Annotated in this window: 10 protein-coding genes; 7 read left to right on the forward strand and 3 right to left on the reverse strand. The window is 51.3% G+C overall.

Going from position 1 to position 15,417, the window contains the following annotated elements:
• The first annotated feature begins 111 nt into the window (after nt 1–111).
• The 4 genes from BFW38_RS01770 (at nt 112) to cmoB (ending at nt 5,079) form a co-directional block, all read left to right on the forward strand.
• Nucleotides 112–2,085, forward strand: a complete 1,974-nt coding sequence (locus BFW38_RS01770) for a monovalent cation:proton antiporter-2 (CPA2) family protein (RefSeq protein WP_068996845.1) — start codon at nt 112–114, stop codon at nt 2,083–2,085.
• Nucleotides 2,086–2,203: 118 nt separating this feature from the next.
• Complete coding sequence (locus BFW38_RS01775; RefSeq protein ID WP_068996846.1) at nt 2,204–3,238, forward strand: methyltransferase; 1,035 nt, start codon at nt 2,204–2,206, stop codon at nt 3,236–3,238.
• A gap of 55 nt (nt 3,239–3,293) precedes the next feature.
• Nucleotides 3,294–4,079 (forward strand): carboxy-S-adenosyl-L-methionine synthase CmoA, encoded by a 786-nt coding sequence (gene cmoA / locus BFW38_RS01780; protein WP_068996847.1) that lies wholly within the window; start codon nt 3,294–3,296, stop codon nt 4,077–4,079.
• Complete coding sequence (gene cmoB, locus BFW38_RS01785; RefSeq protein WP_068996848.1) at nt 4,066–5,079, forward strand: tRNA 5-methoxyuridine(34)/uridine 5-oxyacetic acid(34) synthase CmoB; 1,014 nt, start codon at nt 4,066–4,068, stop codon at nt 5,077–5,079. Before cmoA ends, cmoB begins: the two co-directional genes overlap by 14 nt.
• 140 nt (nt 5,080–5,219) lie before the next feature.
• Here the strand turns inward: cmoB and putP are convergent, their stop codons facing one another.
• Both putP and putA read right to left on the reverse strand, forming a co-directional pair.
• A complete protein-coding gene (gene putP, locus BFW38_RS01790) occupies nt 5,220–6,710 on the reverse strand; it encodes a sodium/proline symporter PutP (RefSeq protein ID WP_068996849.1) in 1,491 nt (496 codons plus the stop codon).
• A gap of 258 nt (nt 6,711–6,968) precedes the next feature.
• Nucleotides 6,969–10,151, reverse strand: coding sequence for a bifunctional proline dehydrogenase/L-glutamate gamma-semialdehyde dehydrogenase PutA (gene putA / locus BFW38_RS01795; RefSeq protein ID WP_068996850.1), 3,183 nt, complete (start codon nt 10,149–10,151; stop codon nt 6,969–6,971).
• Nucleotides 10,152–10,679: 528 nt separating this feature from the next.
• Here putA and BFW38_RS01800 point away from each other — a divergent pair.
• A complete protein-coding gene (locus BFW38_RS01800) occupies nt 10,680–11,432 on the forward strand; it encodes an AraC family transcriptional regulator (protein ID WP_084004386.1) in 753 nt (250 codons plus the stop codon).
• 134 nt (nt 11,433–11,566) lie between these two features.
• Here the strand turns inward: BFW38_RS01800 and BFW38_RS01805 are convergent, their stop codons facing one another.
• The gene (locus tag BFW38_RS01805) at nt 11,567–11,944 is read right to left on the reverse strand and encodes a hypothetical protein (RefSeq protein WP_068996851.1); all 378 of its coding nucleotides are present in this window, start codon (nt 11,942–11,944) and stop codon (nt 11,567–11,569) included.
• Nucleotides 11,945–12,109: 165 nt separating this feature from the next.
• On the opposite strand from BFW38_RS01805, the gene BFW38_RS01810 reads away from it, so the two are divergent.
• Together BFW38_RS01810 and BFW38_RS01815 are read left to right on the forward strand one after the other, a co-directional pair.
• Nucleotides 12,110–14,032, forward strand: coding sequence for a PrkA family serine protein kinase (locus tag BFW38_RS01810; RefSeq protein WP_068996852.1), 1,923 nt, complete (start codon nt 12,110–12,112; stop codon nt 14,030–14,032).
• 104 nt (nt 14,033–14,136) lie between these two features.
• Nucleotides 14,137–15,414, forward strand: coding sequence for a YeaH/YhbH family protein (locus tag BFW38_RS01815; RefSeq protein ID WP_068996853.1), 1,278 nt, complete (start codon nt 14,137–14,139; stop codon nt 15,412–15,414).
• Nucleotides 15,415–15,417 lie beyond the last annotated feature (3 nt).

The following is a 15,417-nucleotide window of genomic DNA, read 5'->3' on the forward strand; positions in this document are numbered from 1 at the left end:
TGTTTGCGTTATTATCAGTGATGTGCTGATCAGGGCCCCTTTCTTGGGGCCCTTTTTATCTGAGCGTGCTTATTGAACCCTTTCTCGTGAGTGTCTACATCAGGTCTATTTATGCAGGATGCGTTTAACCAAGTGATGTTAATGCTGGCCGCTGCCGTGTTTGCCAGTACAGTGTTTCGTCGTTTACAGCTTCCCCCTGTGTTGGCTTATATGCTGGTTGGGGCCGCACTAGGGCCTTACGGCATGGGGTGGTTGAATGCCGGAGAAGAACTGAACTTTTTGTCCGAGTTGGGGCTGGTGTTTTTGCTGTTTTCCTTGGGGCTTGAGTTCTCACTTCCACGTATGTTGGCTTTACGGCAAACGGTATTTGCACTCGGTGGTGCTCAGGTTGTGGTCTCTAGCTTGATTATGGGGCTCGGGCTGTGGGGGCTGCTGGGTTTACCGGGCAGTGCCTCTATTGTTGTGGCGGGCGCATTGGCATTATCGTCTACGGCAATTGTGACCCAGGAATTGAGCCGCTGGAAGGAGCTGAATACTGCTCATGGCACGGCTGCGATTGGTATTCTGCTTTTCCAAGATCTCGCGGCGGTTGTGTTTTTGATCTTGGTGCCGGCGTTGGCAGGCGATCAGGAGTCGACTTTATCCTGGACGTTATTGCTGATGCTAGGTAAAGGGCTTGTCTTGTTTGCCGGGATGTTGACTTTAGGGCGTTGGTTGATGCCACGGATTTTCCATGAGGTCAGCAAAACACGTTCTGATGAATTATTTGTATTGACGGTCTTGCTTGTAGCATTGACCGCGGGGTGGATTACGCATGCGGTTGGGCTTTCGATGGCATTGGGCGCATTTATTGCGGGGATGCTACTGGGCGAAAGCCACTTTCGTCATCAGATCGAAGCTGATATCCGGCCTTTTCGGGATATTTTATTAGGTCTATTTTTCATTTCTGTCGGAATGTTGGTTGACCCCTCAAGTCTGTTTCAACACTGGGTTTGGGTCCTCATTGGGCTGGTGGTGTTATTACTAGGCAAAGCGCTCCTGATCACGGTGATTGCCAGGTTTCTGGGGCATTCGCCAGAAGCCTCCTTCCGGACCGGGGTGGTACTGGCTCAAGGCGGAGAATTTGGGTTTGCCTTGTTGAGCCTTGCGGTCGGTCGTCATGTTGTGCCAGAAGAAACCGCGGCGGTTGTGGTGACGATTATTATCTTGTCGATTGCGCTTACGCCAATGCTGGTGCGCTACAGCGGTTCGATCAGTCAGCGTTGGCTAAAGCCGGTTCAGCCGGAAACCCCCAGCTCTCCTTTGGCGTCGGCTCATCATGAGTTAAACGACCATGTCATTATTTGTGGTTTTGGCCGTGTAGGACAGATCTTGCACCGTTTTTTGACGCATGAGCAAATTCCTCACATTGCTGTTGATCATGATCCTGTTCGAGTGCAGGCGGCTTCAATGGCCGGAGCGCCTGTCGTTTATGGCGATGTCAGTCGACATGAGCTGCTGAAGGGGCTCGGGGCTGAGCATGCACGCTTAATTGTGGTGACGGTGAATGACCGTGATGCCACCTTGAGAACACTGCATGCGTTACAGCCCTTATCTTTGGCGCAGCCTATTTTGGTTCGCACCCAAGATGACAGTGATCTGGAACGCTTAAAAGACGCTGGCGCAACAGCGGTGATTCCAGAGGTACTGGAAGGGAGTTTGACACTGGTTTCCCAGGTGTTGATGTGCGTGGGGATGTCGGACGAGCAGGTGGCGGCGACCGTTCAGCAAACGCGTAATGAACGATATCGACTCTTACATGGTTTTTTCCATGGTCGTGCGTCTAATGTGACTGATGAAACAGGGCGTCCGCTGGAACGGCGTCACTCGGTGTCTCTAGTGGGGTCTGCCTGGGCGGTTGGGCACTCTGTTGCGGAGGTGCGGACGCTTTTACAAGATGTTGAGGTGCTCTCGTTAAAAAGGGCCGACGGTGAAGAACTCGAAGCGCCTGATGGAGACTTGGTCCTAGCTTCAGAGGATACATTGGTGTTGTTTGGCACGAGTGAACAAGTTGAAGAGGCCGAGCACCACTTGCTTGCGGGTTAAGTCACATAGACAATGCGCGTTTTATCTTGATGCGATCGATTGAATAGTTGGTTTGGGGGCTTGATGGCCCCCTCAACTTTGAAACTCGGTTTTGCCCCTGGTTGGTTAGGATTCCCTTATGTTAACGCCTCCTTCGCAACTGCTTCAGCGCCATTTAGCACAATGGCGAGAGCAGTCTCTCACATTAGTGGCGCCGCCAGATGATGAAGTCCTGACTGAATGTCTGCGCCATGGTTTAGCGTTGTCCGTATGGACCTCAGACTGGCGTGTCAGCCGTGCCTGTGAACAGCAAGGAATTCCAGCGTGGCATCAGCTCGCGCTACCGTCATTAAGTGGGCGTGTCGTGCTGTTTTGGCCGAAAGCCATGGAGGAAGGTATGGCTTGGTTGAATCTATTGACTCAGCTGCAAGGCATTGAGCTGCTGATTGTGGGTGAAACGCGAGGCGGGATTCGTAATGCTCAAAAGAAATTACAGGACGTTGGCGCACAGGTGGCTAAACAGGATAGTGCGCGCCGCTGTGCTTTATTGCAGGTGAAATATTGTCCGGCTGCGCCCTGGCCTGCTTTGGGACAGCAGTGTTTTAACGGGCCTGATGGGTTGACGTTATGTTCTCGCCCTGGCGTATTCAGTCACGGGCGTCTTGATGAAGGCAGTGAGTGCTTGTTATCGGTATGGCAACAGGCATTGCAAGAGGCAATCCCCCGTTTAGAAGGCGTTGACTGCTTGCTGGATGTCGGTTGCGGTAATGGTGTTTTGGGCGCCTGGATGAAGCATCAGCATTTAGCCCACCATTTGACGGCCTGTGATGTCAGCAGCTTTGCCTTGGCTGCAACCGCTGATACTTTGGCGGCGAATGGGCTAAGTGACCAGGCGGCGGTTATAGGCAGTGATATTTATGACGGGTTAACCGCGGAGCAAACGTTTGACCGCATTATCAGCAATCCCCCGTTTCATACTGGACGCTCTACCGATTATGCATTGGCGGAGCGGATGATCAAAGAGGCACCGCAAAGGTTGAATCAAGGGGGGGATCTGTGGATTGTCGCTAATGCATTTTTACCTTATCGAGAGTGGCTCACTCAGTCTTTTGATCAAGTCTCTGTGATGGCCGATGATGGCCGTTTTCGCATCTATTATGCGCGTAAAACCTGACGTTTAACGCTTTGGGCGCTATCATAGCGCCTTCTTTTTCAGCCAAGTGATCGGCATGACTCAAGATTCTACAGTCTCTTTCGGGCGTGATGCCCTTTATGTGAACCCGCTCGATCAAGCTGCCAGCTTTTCTTTTGACGAGCAGGTGGCTCGGGTTTTTCCCGATATGATCAAACGTTCTGTGCCTGGTTATTCGCAGATCATCGGCATGTTGGGTGTGATTGCACGCCAGCATGTGAAAACCGGTGGGCGGGTTTATGACCTTGGGGCCTCTTTAGGGGCTGCGACCTTGTCAGTCGGTCACCAATTGCAAGATTCAAGTGTTGAGCTGGTGGCGGTTGATAATGCCCCCGCTATGGTGACTCGTTGCCGTGAGGTACTGCAGCGTGAGCTGCCGGCACAGCCTTTAAGCGTGATTGAATCCGATATCCGTGCGTTGGATTATAAGCCCTGCGATTTGGTGATTTTGAATTTTACGCTTCAGTTTTTACCCCCTGAAGATCGTACCCCTTTGTTACAAAAACTGTATGCCGCCTTGAAGCCAGGAGGTGCGCTGATTGTGGGGGAGAAGATTCATTTTGCCGATGAAGTGCAACAACAGTGGCTCTATGAATTACATCATGATTTTAAGCGCGCCAATGGTTACTCCGATATGGAAATCAGTCAAAAACGCTCTGCCATTGAGGATGTTTTGCGAACGGATACTGCGGATGATCATCTGAAGCGTTTGACGGATATTGGCTTTATTCCGGTGACGCAGTGGTTTCAATATTTAAACTTTGCCGCTTTTTTGGCGATCAAACCCAGTCAAAACGATGGAGGGGTTTATGCCGCGACATGATGACCGAGCGATGCTGTATACGCAGCTGGCGACGTTAGGCGAGGAGCGGCCTGGTTTGCATCGTTGGCTGGCACGTTTGCCTGAGCAGATGGCGGCTGGTTTGGATGAGCATCGCCATGGTGATCTTGCTGGTTGGTGGCGAGTGCTTGATAAGCTGCCTCAGATTGCCGCGGATCGAGTGCACTTGAATCAAGCGGCAGTGACCGTGCAGGCGAATGATGTGCCTGTGGGCCAAGTTAAACAGATCGAGGGTTTGCTCAAGCAATTGATGCCTTGGCGTAAAGGGCCTTTTAATCTGCATGGCGTTGAAATTGATACTGAGTGGCGCTCTGATCTAAAGTGGGATCGTGTTGTGCCCCACTTGGATGATCTGACGGATCGCCTGATTTTAGATGTGGGCTGCGGTAGTGGCTATCATGCTTGGCGTATGGCGGGAGCCGGGGCACGTTTAGTGTTAGGGATAGACCCTTCACCGCGTTTTCATGTGCAGTTTCAGGCCGTGCGCCATTTTATGCCTGTAGATGAACCGCAATGCGTCTTCCATTTGCCCGTAGGCATTGAGCATGTGCCCGAGCAAGTGAGTGCTTTTGACACCGTGTTTAGCATGGGGGTTTTATATCATCGTCGCTCACCTTTGGAGCATCTTGCTCAATTGTGGGAGGCGCTGATCCCGGGGGGTCAATTGGTGCTGGAAACCTTGGTCGTTGAAGGGGATGTACACACGGTATTGGTCCCCGGTGAGCGTTATGCCGCGATGGGGAATGTCTGGTTTTTGCCCTCGACTGCGGCTTTGGAGCACTGGTTGGCACGTTGTGGCTTTACGGATATCAAAACCGTTGATGTCGCCCAAACAACAGCTGAAGAGCAGCGTGCGACTGAGTGGATGACTTTCCAATCATTGGCTGACTTTCTTGACCCAGAGAATCCGAATTTAACCCGAGAAGGCTATCCGGCACCTGTTCGGGCGGTCACGATTGCGCGTCGGCCTGTGAGCGTTTAATCATCCCGCTTATGAAGCGCTCTTTTTTACGGGCTTTGTTTACGGGCTCTTTTGCTCAAGGCCATATGACAAGGCCCCGCCAGTGGCGGGGCCTTGTGTTGAATGACACCGAATAAGTGCCATTCGAGCATCGACAGGGTTTAGTTATTGTTCGCCACCTGATCGAATTCTTTCTCCATTTCTTCGGTCGGTGGGTTACCGATCAAGCTAAAGAGAATGGTGGCAATGGTGGCAAAGATGAAGCCCGGTACAATTTCGTAGAGCCCAAAGATGTTCCAAAGGTCGGTGCCCAGTTGCTTCCAGATGACGACGGTGACACCGCCGACAACGATCCCGGCAATGGCCCCTAGTGCAGTGGCGCGTTTCCAGAATAGTGACAGCAGTAACACTGGACCAAACGCTGCCCCAAAGCCTGCCCAAGCGTAAGAGACCAATCCTAAAACGTTGCTGTCTGGATTCAATGCCAGAATACAAGCAATCACGGCAATGGCGATGACGGCAATGCGCCCCACTTTGACCAGTTCTTGCTGGGAGGCATCTTTGCGGAACAACGACTTATAGAAATCTTCGGTTAATGCAGAAGAGCAGACCAGCAACTGTGAGTCAGCGGTGGACATGACTGCAGCGAGAATGGCGGCCAGTAGAATACCCGCGACGACCGGGTGGAAGATCGCATTCACCATCACCATGAAGACGGTTTCACCGTCTCCCAGGCCATTGCTGAGGAAGACGTTACCGGTCAAGCCAATCATCATCGCAGCAATCAGGCAGATGATGGTCCAGATGACAGCAATACGACGTGCCGCCGGGACTTCTTTCTCGGATTTGATCGCCGCAAAGCGAGCCAGAATATGAGGTTGGCCAAAGTAGCCTAAGCCCCAGGCGAGCGAGCTGACAATGCCAATGAAACTTAAACTTTCCCCTGTACTGGCGTCCATAAACCACTTGAGCAAGTTGGGATCTTTTGCGGCCAGTGTGTTCATGGTGGCGCTATAGCCGCCCATATCACTCATCGCCACAATGGGTACGATGACCAAGGCCGCTGCCATCATCAAGCCTTGAATCAAGTCGGTCCAGGCAACGGCCAAGAAGCCCCCAAACAAGGTGTAGGAGACGACCGCGAGGGTGCCGACAACTACGGCGATTTTATAATCCAGGCTGAAGACGGTTTCAAAGAGCTTACCACCAGCAACGAGCCCAGAAGCGGTATAGAAGAGGAAGAACAGCAGAATAAACAGTGCAGAAATCACCCGCAGCATATTGCTATTATCACGGAAGCGCTGCTCCAGAAATTCTGGAATGGTCAGGGAGTTATTCACCACGAAAGTGTAGGTGCGTAGGCGACGGGCGACCAGTAACCAGTTTAGCCAAGTGCCAATGCCCAGCCCCACCGCTATCCAAGCAGCCGATAGCCCTGAAACATAAGCTGCACCAGGCAGCCCGAGAAGTAACCAGCCTGACATGTCAGACGCGCCGGCTGAAATGGCTGTTGTCCAGGGGCCTATGGTACGTCCCCCGAGGATGTAATCAGACAGGTCTTGAGTGCGACGATAAGCGGTGATCCCGATGCCTAACATCAAAATGATGTAGACGACAAAGGTCCAACCGATAATACCACTTGTCTCAACCATGGTCTTTGTCCTTGTTGGCGATGTTGTCAATTATTGTATTGATCCTCTGTATCCAGTCCGTCGCCGGTTATCGCGGAATGCAGTGGCGACGACTATCGGGCACCCACAAGAGCGCCAATGATCGATCTGAATACAGAAAGCGGCTTTACTGTGCCTGAGTCTGTGGTGGCTGCTCAGACGTGCCGTCCATGGCAATTTTCTCCATAAATTTGATTTTGAATCAAATGGTTAAGCTTTTATTTGTTGGCTGATCCGCAGTTACTCATCTCCTTGAGCCAACAATGAGGCATTCCCCCCAACGGCTGCAGTATTGATGGTACGCGTTCTTTCTGTTGCAAAGCGTAGCAGGTAATGAGGTCCGCCTGCTTTAGGACCTGTCCCGGATAAGCCCATGCCGCCAAAAGGTTGAACCCCGACCACGGCCCCGATGATATTACGGTTAACATAAACGTTGCCAATGCGCACTTTGCGATCAATTTCTTCTGCAAAGCCTTCATTACGGCTGTGAATACCCATCGTTAAGCCATAGCCGGCGGCATTGATTTTGTTGATTACCGTATCCAGCTCAGTCGCCTTCCAGCGTACGATGTGCAGAATCGGGCCAAACTGTTCGCGCTCCAGTTCATTCATGTCATCCAGTGCGATCGCGACCGGTACGACAAAGTGACCATGCTCAGCACCTGCCGGTAGTTTACCTTCAGCGATAATACGGCCCTTGGCACGGAATTTCTCGACATGGGCTAGCAGACCTGCTTTCGCATCGGCATCAATAACAGGGCCGACATCAGTAGTCAGTTCGCGAGGATCGCCCAGCTCAAGTTCCTGCATGGCGCCAGCCAAAATCTCGATGACCTTGTCAGCAATATCTTCTTGCAAGAACAGCACTCGCAGTGCTGAACAACGCTGACCGGCGCTGGTAAAGGAGGATTCCACTACATCAGCCACCACTTGCTCTGGCAGTGCGGTTGAATCCACGATCATCGCGTTTTGGCCACCGGTTTCCGCGACCAGCGCGGCCAGCGGTGCGTTGTCGCGTGCTGCCAGTGCTCGGTTGATGACCTGCGCTGTTTCTGTTGAGCCGGTGAAAGCGACGCCCGTCACGCGAGAATCTGCAGTGAGGACTTGACCGACAGTGGGGCCGTCGCCTGGCAGGAGTTGAAGCACCGCTTTCGGTAAGCCTGCTTGATACATCAGTTCGACACAGCGACAGGCGACCAGCGAGGTTTGCTCTGCGGGTTTGGCGACCACGGTGTTACCCGAGACCACGGCGGCCATGATTTGACCCATAAAAATGGCGACGGGGAAGTTCCAGGGGCTGATCGCTACGAAAGGTCCGCGACCGGTCAGATACAACTCGTTGGATTCACCTGTCGGCCCGGGCAGCGTTTCAGTCTGACCGAACAGCTGCTCGGCTCGATTCGCATAATAGCGGCAGAAGTCAACGGCTTCGCGAACTTCAGCGACACCATCGGAGAGCTGCTTACCCGCTTCTCGACAACACAGGGCCATCAGTTCCGGCATGTGCTCTTCTAACAGGTCGCCGATTTTGCGCACAATAGCGGCCCGTTCACTGACATCCGTCGCATTCCAGCCCGGGAAGGCGTCAACGGCTGCATCCAAAGCGGCTTGTGTTTGTGCCGCGTTGGCCCATTGAACCGTACCGACTGTCTGACGGTGGTCAAACGGGCTCACGACCGTTTGTTTCAACGCTGGATCGGCTTCGAGCTTGTTGGCGACCATGGGACCGCCTGTCCACTGCTGTGAGTCGTAGTGACGGACTTTTTCGAGCAGGGGTTCGAGCTGGCTGTTAATAGTCAAGTTAACACCTCGTGAGTTCTTGCGTCCTTCGCCGTACATATCCGGTGGCAGAGGAATATGGGGGTTCGCGAATGTCGTTTTGCCTTCAATGCGCGATAAGGGATGATCACACAGCGCCTCAACTGGGACGCGAGGGTCGACCAGCTGATGCACAAAGGAGCTATTAGCCCCGTTCTCCAATAGGCGGCGCACTAGGTAGGGCAGAAGGTCTTTATGCGCGCCACAGGGCGCATAAATACGGCAGTAGGTCCCTTGTGGTGACTGCTTTAAGGCGGTGTCGTAAAGGGCTTCACCCATGCCGTGCAAGCGCTGGAATTCAAATGGACGCTGGCCCGCGATATCAATAATGCTCATCAAGGTGTGGGCATTATGGGTGGCAAACTGAGGGAAAATACGACCCTCAGTCGCTTCTGACAGCAGGTAACGAGCACACGCAAGGTAGGATAAGTCGGTATTCGCCTTGCGCGTAAAGACCGGGTAAGCCTCAACCCCTAATACCTGGGTCAGTTTAATTTCGGTGTCCCAATAAGCCCCTTTGACCAAGCGAACTGGAATTTCATCGCCAGCTTCTAGTGCTAAACGGTTGATCAATTGGAGCGCCGGTAAGGCACGTTTTGAGTAGGCCTGTACCACGAGGCCAAATTTCCCCCAGCCCTGGCAGGTTTTGCTTTTCAGGACCTGCTCAAATAACTCTAAAGACAATTCAAGACGATCGACCTCTTCCGCATCAATCGTGAGTGCCACATCCAGTGCTCTGGCGCGCTCAACCAATTGGCGAACTCGTTCGACCAGTTCGGTCAACACCCGCTCGCGATGACTGCGTTCGTAGCGTGGGTGAAGGGCCGAGAGTTTGATCGATACGGAGGGTGCGGGTGCCCCTTTGGCGACACCATTACGGGCTTTACCTACTTCATCAATGGCATCACAGTAATCTTTGAAATAGCGATCAGCATCTTTCATGGTGCGTGCCGCTTCGCCCAGCATATCGAAGGAATAGGTATAGCCTTTCTGGAACTGGCTCTTACCATTTTTGAGCGCTTCCTCGATGGTGCGTCCTAGCACAAACTGGTGGCCCATGATTTTCATTGCTTGCGCCATAGCGCTGCGAATGACCGGTTCACCCAAGCGGTTGACCATACGGTTAATGATGTTGGCGGGTTTGCCTTCAGCCGTCTTGTCCATGCTGACGACTTTTCCCGTCATCAATAAGCCCCAGGTTGAAGCATTCACGAATAGTGAATCGCTTTGGCCCATGTGGCTTTTCCAATCAGCGACTGATAGCTTGTTTTCGATCAGCGCATCGGCGGTGTAGCTATCAGGAATACGTAACAATGCCTCTGCCAGACACATCAGGATGACCCCTTCCTGGGTATCTAGGCTGTACTGTTGTAATAACTTATCGATACCATCAACAGCATTATCCTGGGCTCGGATGTCGCGAATCAGCGCCGCTGTTTTCTCTCCAATGCGCTTGATATCGTCATGATGATGATCCAGCGCTTTCACTAACTCGCTCAGATACTGATCTTCATCCACGATATAATGTTCGCTGAGCACAGTCGCCAGCGTATTAACAGGTAGCTCGACACGCGTCGGGTCGAGCATTTGCTCGGCGCTAAGCATAGGCATGTCTTTTGACATTGTTTTCTCCGAAGTTGTCTGGCGCTAACGAATCGATTGTCTATGCGGGCCCTTTGAAACGGTGCCTTTGGCAATCATCATAGGCATGTTTTGTTCGAATACGTTGAGTCCGATCTGTTGTGTTCGGTTTTCTCGAAACGGTCTCTTTTGATTGACGCTGTTTTTAAGGCGCTGTTTTACTTGAAATCGTCTTATTGAAATCGCCTTTGCAGAAACCTTTGGCCCCTATGACGACGCCCATTCGAATAGCTGCGTGACACAATAGACGTGCGGGTCATATGACCGGACGTCTTATCGATTTTGATGAACATGAGGTGATTACGTCTTGCTTAAAGCTCAGGATTTTTTGTTTAATCCTCGGAGTGTGACGCTTTGATCTAGCGTTTATTGGTCTAAAGTCTGAGTTAAACGCAAGCTGGCGCATAAATTGCTTGAATTCTAGTTAGGGCAAGATAATGTGTCTCATTACATCTTAATGTCAGCGTGCGGCTGTCGGGGGCTGGTTTGGCAATGAATACCCGCATTCAAACATACCCTTTACCAAATAACTGTTTGCACCATGATCACGAGCATCATCAGCTCGTCATTGCGGTGCGCGGTCAAGCCGAATTTGAGATTGCTGGGCGGGGCGGCCGAGTGGACGCCTTGCATGGTTGTTTAGTGCCTGCCAGTGAAGTGCATTTTTATGAAGGCATTGGCGATAACGACCACATGGTGATCGATATGCCCAGCCTTGATATCAGCACCGAATTACAGCGTTTGTTTGAACGGCCGCTCTATTTTGAAGCCGATGCCAGTTTGCGTCTGTTATTAGCCTATATTCAGCGTGAAGCCTCAATGTGGAACTTGTTTCCTGAAGCGGCTGAAGGGGTGGCGACAGGGTTATTGGCGACGCTGTATAAGCACCTGCATGCTGATCAACTGGCGGTGAAGACGCCTGTTCGAGGCAAGCTAGATCTGGCAGCGATTGAGGCTTATATCCAATTACATTTGAATGAGCCGTTACCGGTGGCGCGATTGGCAGAGATCGCTTATGTCAGTCCTGGGCATTTCCATGAGCTTTTCCGTGATGCCACAGGGATGACGCCTTACCAGTATTTGCTGGATGCGCGCCTAAAACGTGCGCGGTCGTTACTTTTGGAAACACGGTTATCTCTGCCCGATATTGCAGAACAAGTTGGTTTTTCTAGTCAGAGCGCACTGACTCATGCTTTCCGGCGTCAGTTCGGACTCACGCCCGGCCGCTTGCGCCGCTTACATTGAGACCTTACGTCATTATTGAGGCTTCTCGTCATTATTGAGGCTTCTCGTCATTATTGAGGCTTCTCGTCATTATTGAGGCTTCTCGTCATCATTGTGATTTCCCGTTATCTTTTAGTCTAAAGCCATAGGCGCTATCAGGGACGGAAAATGCCACTTTTCTGTACCTGGTGGTACTGCCAAAGCTCCATTTTTTTGCGTTGATGTGCCAAGGCTTGGCACCCCGCCTGATTAAATTTGAGTTGGCCTGCACGCTCTCCAATTTGGTGCATTTGCTCGATGATGAGCAGTTGCTCACGTATGGCCTCAATGTCTGGGTCATGGAAGCGTAAAGCCAGCGTGACCGCCCATTGCGCGGCATCAACCTGACCTTGCTCGGCTGCCTTGAGCAAGTCTAACAAGCGTTCAGGCGATGCACGTAAGCCCCCGCCATTGGTTCGCCACAAGAGCCATAGTGTGACGCTAAGAAAGCAAAATGCGATGGCCGTCGTGGCCAAAAAAACAGCCCAGTTCATCTTTTTTCTGCCCAGTTTGGTGTGGATCCTGCATGTGTCATCTCGCAAGAGACTTGATGAAAAATCCTGTATCAATGGAACCTTGCAGATGGCTTATCTTGTCTATGCTAACAGGCATGAAACATCTTTTGAGGTTTTGCGGGCCTAAACGGCAGGAGGTTGTTCATGAGCATTTTTGATCATGTCCAGAGTCGCTTTGAGCGAACCCAGCAGGAGGAAATGAGTCTGCAGGAGTATTTAAGACTCTGCCGAGAAGATAGTACGACATATGCCAGTGCTGCAGAACGAATGCTAATGGCGATTGGTGAACCTGAGGTGATCGATACCTCAAAGGATACGCGTTTATCGCGTATTTTTATGAACCGAGTCATTCGTCGTTATCCTGCCTTTGCCGAGTTTTATGGCATGGAAGAGGCGATCGAGAAGATCGTGTCTTACTTTCGCCATGCCGCTCAGGGGTTGGAAGAGCGGAAACAGATTTTGTATTTGCTTGGGCCTGTAGGGGGCGGTAAGTCCTCACTGGCTGAACGCCTCAAGGCCTTAATCGAGCAAGTACCCTTTTATGCGATTAAGGGATCGCCGGTCTTTGAATCCCCATTGGGGCTATTTGATGATGACGAAGATGGAGAGCTGTTGGAGCAAGAGTACGGCATTCCACGACGTTATCTGAGGTCTATTCTCTCGCCTTGGGCAAGTAAACGCCTTAAAGAGTATGGCGGTGACATCAGTCAGTTTCGTGTCGTGAAGCTTTATCCTTCGCGATTAAATCAGGTCGGGGTCGCGAAAACCGAACCGGGGGATGAAAACAACCAGGATATTTCATCACTGGTGGGCAAGGTGGATATTCGACAGCTGGAACACTATGCCCAGGATGATCCAGATGCTTACAGCTTTTCTGGTGGCTTATGTCATGCCAACCAGGGGATGCTGGAGTTTGTCGAGATGTTCAAGGCGCCGATCAAAGTACTGCACCCTTTGCTGACAGCGACTCAAGAGGGCAACTACAACCCCACTGAAGGGCTTGGCGCGATTCCTTTTGATGGCATTATTATGGCGCACTCCAATGAGTCTGAATGGCAGGCGTTTCGTAATAATAAAAATAATGAGGCTTTTCTTGATCGCATCTATATCGTCAAAGTGCCTTATTGTCTGCGGGTGACCGAAGAGGTCAAAATTTACGATAAGTTGCTGGAAAACTCTTCTTTAAATCAAGCCCCTTGCGCGCCAGATACGCTGCGTATGCTAGGCCAGTTCAGTGTGCTCTCACGGCTCAAAGAGCCTGAAAACTCAAGCGTTTACTCCAAGATACGGATCTATGATGGTGAAAACCTCAAAGATACCGACCCGAAAGCCAAGTCGATTCAAGAATATCGTGATGCTGCGGGCGTTAACGAAGGCATGGATGGTTTGTCGACGCGCTTTGCTTTCAAAATCCTGTCTAAAGTTTTTAACTTTGATAGCACTGAAGTTGCTGCCAACCCTGTGCATCTCTTGTATGTATTGGAGCAGCAGATTGAGCAAGAGCAATTCCCTGATGAAACCCGTGAACGTTACCTGCGTTATTTAAAAGAATGGTTGGCACCTCGTTATGTGGACTTTATCGGTAAGGAAATCCAAACCGCCTATCTCGAGTCTTACAGCGAGTATGGTCAGAATATTTTCGATCGCTATGTGACTTATGCTGACTTCTGGATTCAGGATCAAGAATACCGTGACCCCGAAACCGGCGAGATGTTCGATCGTGGTGCGCTGAATGAGGAGCTGGAAAAAATTGAAAAGCCGGCCGGTATTTCTAATCCGAAAGACTTCCGCCATGAAGTGGTGAATTTTGTCCTTCGTGCTCGCGCGCAAAATAACGGTAACAATCCCAGCTGGCAGAGCTATGAAAAACTCAAACGAGTGATTGAGCATAAGATGTTTGCCAATACCGAAGAGCTACTGCCTGTCATTTCCTTTAATGCCAAAGCATCAGCTAATGATCAGCAAAAACACGAAGACTTTGTCGCCCGTATGAAAGATCGGGGCTATACCGAAAAACAGGTACGGCTCTTATCTGAATGGTATTTGCGTGTGCGTAAGTCCCAGTAAATTTCGCCTGCTAAGTGGGCAGGGAGGCCTGTGGTGAGGTCACGGAGTGACCGCAGGCCCTGTGCTGCAGAAGTGTGTTCTGCAGTAGTGGCAGGGAGGTGAGCATGAGCTATTTTATTGATCGTCGACCCAATGGTCGCAACAAAAGTGCGGTGAACCGCCAGCGCTTTCTGCGACGTTATCGCGACCATATTCGTAAATCGGTGGATCAGGCAGTGCGTAAGCGCTCAATTACGGATATGGAGCGTGGGGAAGAGGTCAGTATTCCAACTCGGGATATTCATGAGCCGACATTCCATCACTCACAAAGTGGTCGGCGTGAAGGTGTTTTGCCAGGCAACAAAGCGTTTCACCAAGGGGATCGTATCGCTCGACCACAAGGTGGAGGGAGTGGTTCAGGGGGCCAGGGGCAAGCGAGCCCTGACGGCGAAGGAATGGATGAATTTGTCTTTTCGTTGACCCGTGATGAGTTTATGGAGTTCTTGTTCGAAGGTCTGGAGCTTCCGAATCTCGTCAAAAATGACTTAGGGTCGGCCGAAGAAACACGCCCTATTCATGGCGGTATCGTCCGTGAAGGGACGCCCTCTCGCTTACATGTCGTGCGCTCTATGCGCTCAGCTTATGCGCGTCGTCTTGCCATGGGGGCTAGCGTGCGCCGTGAACTGAAAGCCTGTGAGGCCGAGCGAGATGCATTGCTGGCTCAGCCTGCCGGATTGCAGGATACCCAGCAGCTGGCGGCACTGGAATCGACCATTGAGCAACTACGCCAACGCTTGAAGAAGGTGCCTTTTCTCGATACAGAAGATTTGCGTTATCGACATTTAAAACATGAGCCTGTGCCATCAACCAAAGCGGTCATGGTGTGCATCATGGATGTTTCTGGCTCGATGACTGAGCAGCACAAGGATATTGCGAAACGGTTTTTCCTGTTGTTGTACCTTTTCCTTGAACGCAATTACGACAAGGTCGATTTAGTCTTTATTCGTCACCACACCAGTGCCCGCGAAGTGGATGAAGAAGAGTTTTTTTATTCCCGTGAAACGGGGGGCACGATTGTGTCCAGTGCACTGAAAATGGCCTCTAATATTATTGAGGCACGTTATCCTCCAGCCCAATGGAATATTTATTTGGCGCAGGCTTCTGATGGTGATAACTGGGATGATGACTCTGACGTCTGTGTCCAGTGGCTGACCCAAAAGTTGCTGCCCAAATCACGCTATTACGCTTATGTGGAAATCACGCCGCACGCGCATCAGGCTTTATGGGAGGCCTATGAAACGGTTCAATCCCGTTTTCCCGAGCGTTTTGCGATGCGACAGATCGTAGAAGCTGGTGATATTTTTCCAGTCTTCCGTGATCTGTTTAAAAAAACCACAGCCTGAGTC

It is taken from the genome of Terasakiispira papahanaumokuakeensis (assembly GCF_001709345.1).
Taxonomy (GTDB): Bacteria; Pseudomonadota; Gammaproteobacteria; order Pseudomonadales; family Halomonadaceae; genus Terasakiispira; species Terasakiispira papahanaumokuakeensis.

Coding starts and splice junctions, on each gene's coding strand:
- BFW38_RS01770 (WP_068996845.1), top strand. CDS start 112: ATGCAGGATGCGTTTAACCAAGTGATGTTAATGCTGGCCGCTGCCGTG.
- BFW38_RS01775 (WP_068996846.1), top strand. CDS start 2,204: ATGTTAACGCCTCCTTCGCAACTGCTTCAGCGCCATTTAGCACAATGG.
- cmoA (WP_068996847.1), top strand. CDS start 3,294: ATGACTCAAGATTCTACAGTCTCTTTCGGGCGTGATGCCCTTTATGTG.
- cmoB (WP_068996848.1), top strand. CDS start 4,066: ATGCCGCGACATGATGACCGAGCGATGCTGTATACGCAGCTGGCGACG.
- putP (WP_068996849.1), bottom strand. CDS start 6,710: ATGGTTGAGACAAGTGGTATTATCGGTTGGACCTTTGTCGTCTACATC.
- putA (WP_068996850.1), bottom strand. CDS start 10,151: ATGCTTAGCGCCGAGCAAATGCTCGACCCGACGCGTGTCGAGCTACCT.
- BFW38_RS01800 (WP_084004386.1), top strand. CDS start 10,680: ATGAATACCCGCATTCAAACATACCCTTTACCAAATAACTGTTTGCAC.
- BFW38_RS01805 (WP_068996851.1), bottom strand. CDS start 11,944: ATGAACTGGGCTGTTTTTTTGGCCACGACGGCCATCGCATTTTGCTTT.
- BFW38_RS01810 (WP_068996852.1), top strand. CDS start 12,110: ATGAGCATTTTTGATCATGTCCAGAGTCGCTTTGAGCGAACCCAGCAG.
- BFW38_RS01815 (WP_068996853.1), top strand. CDS start 14,137: ATGAGCTATTTTATTGATCGTCGACCCAATGGTCGCAACAAAAGTGCG.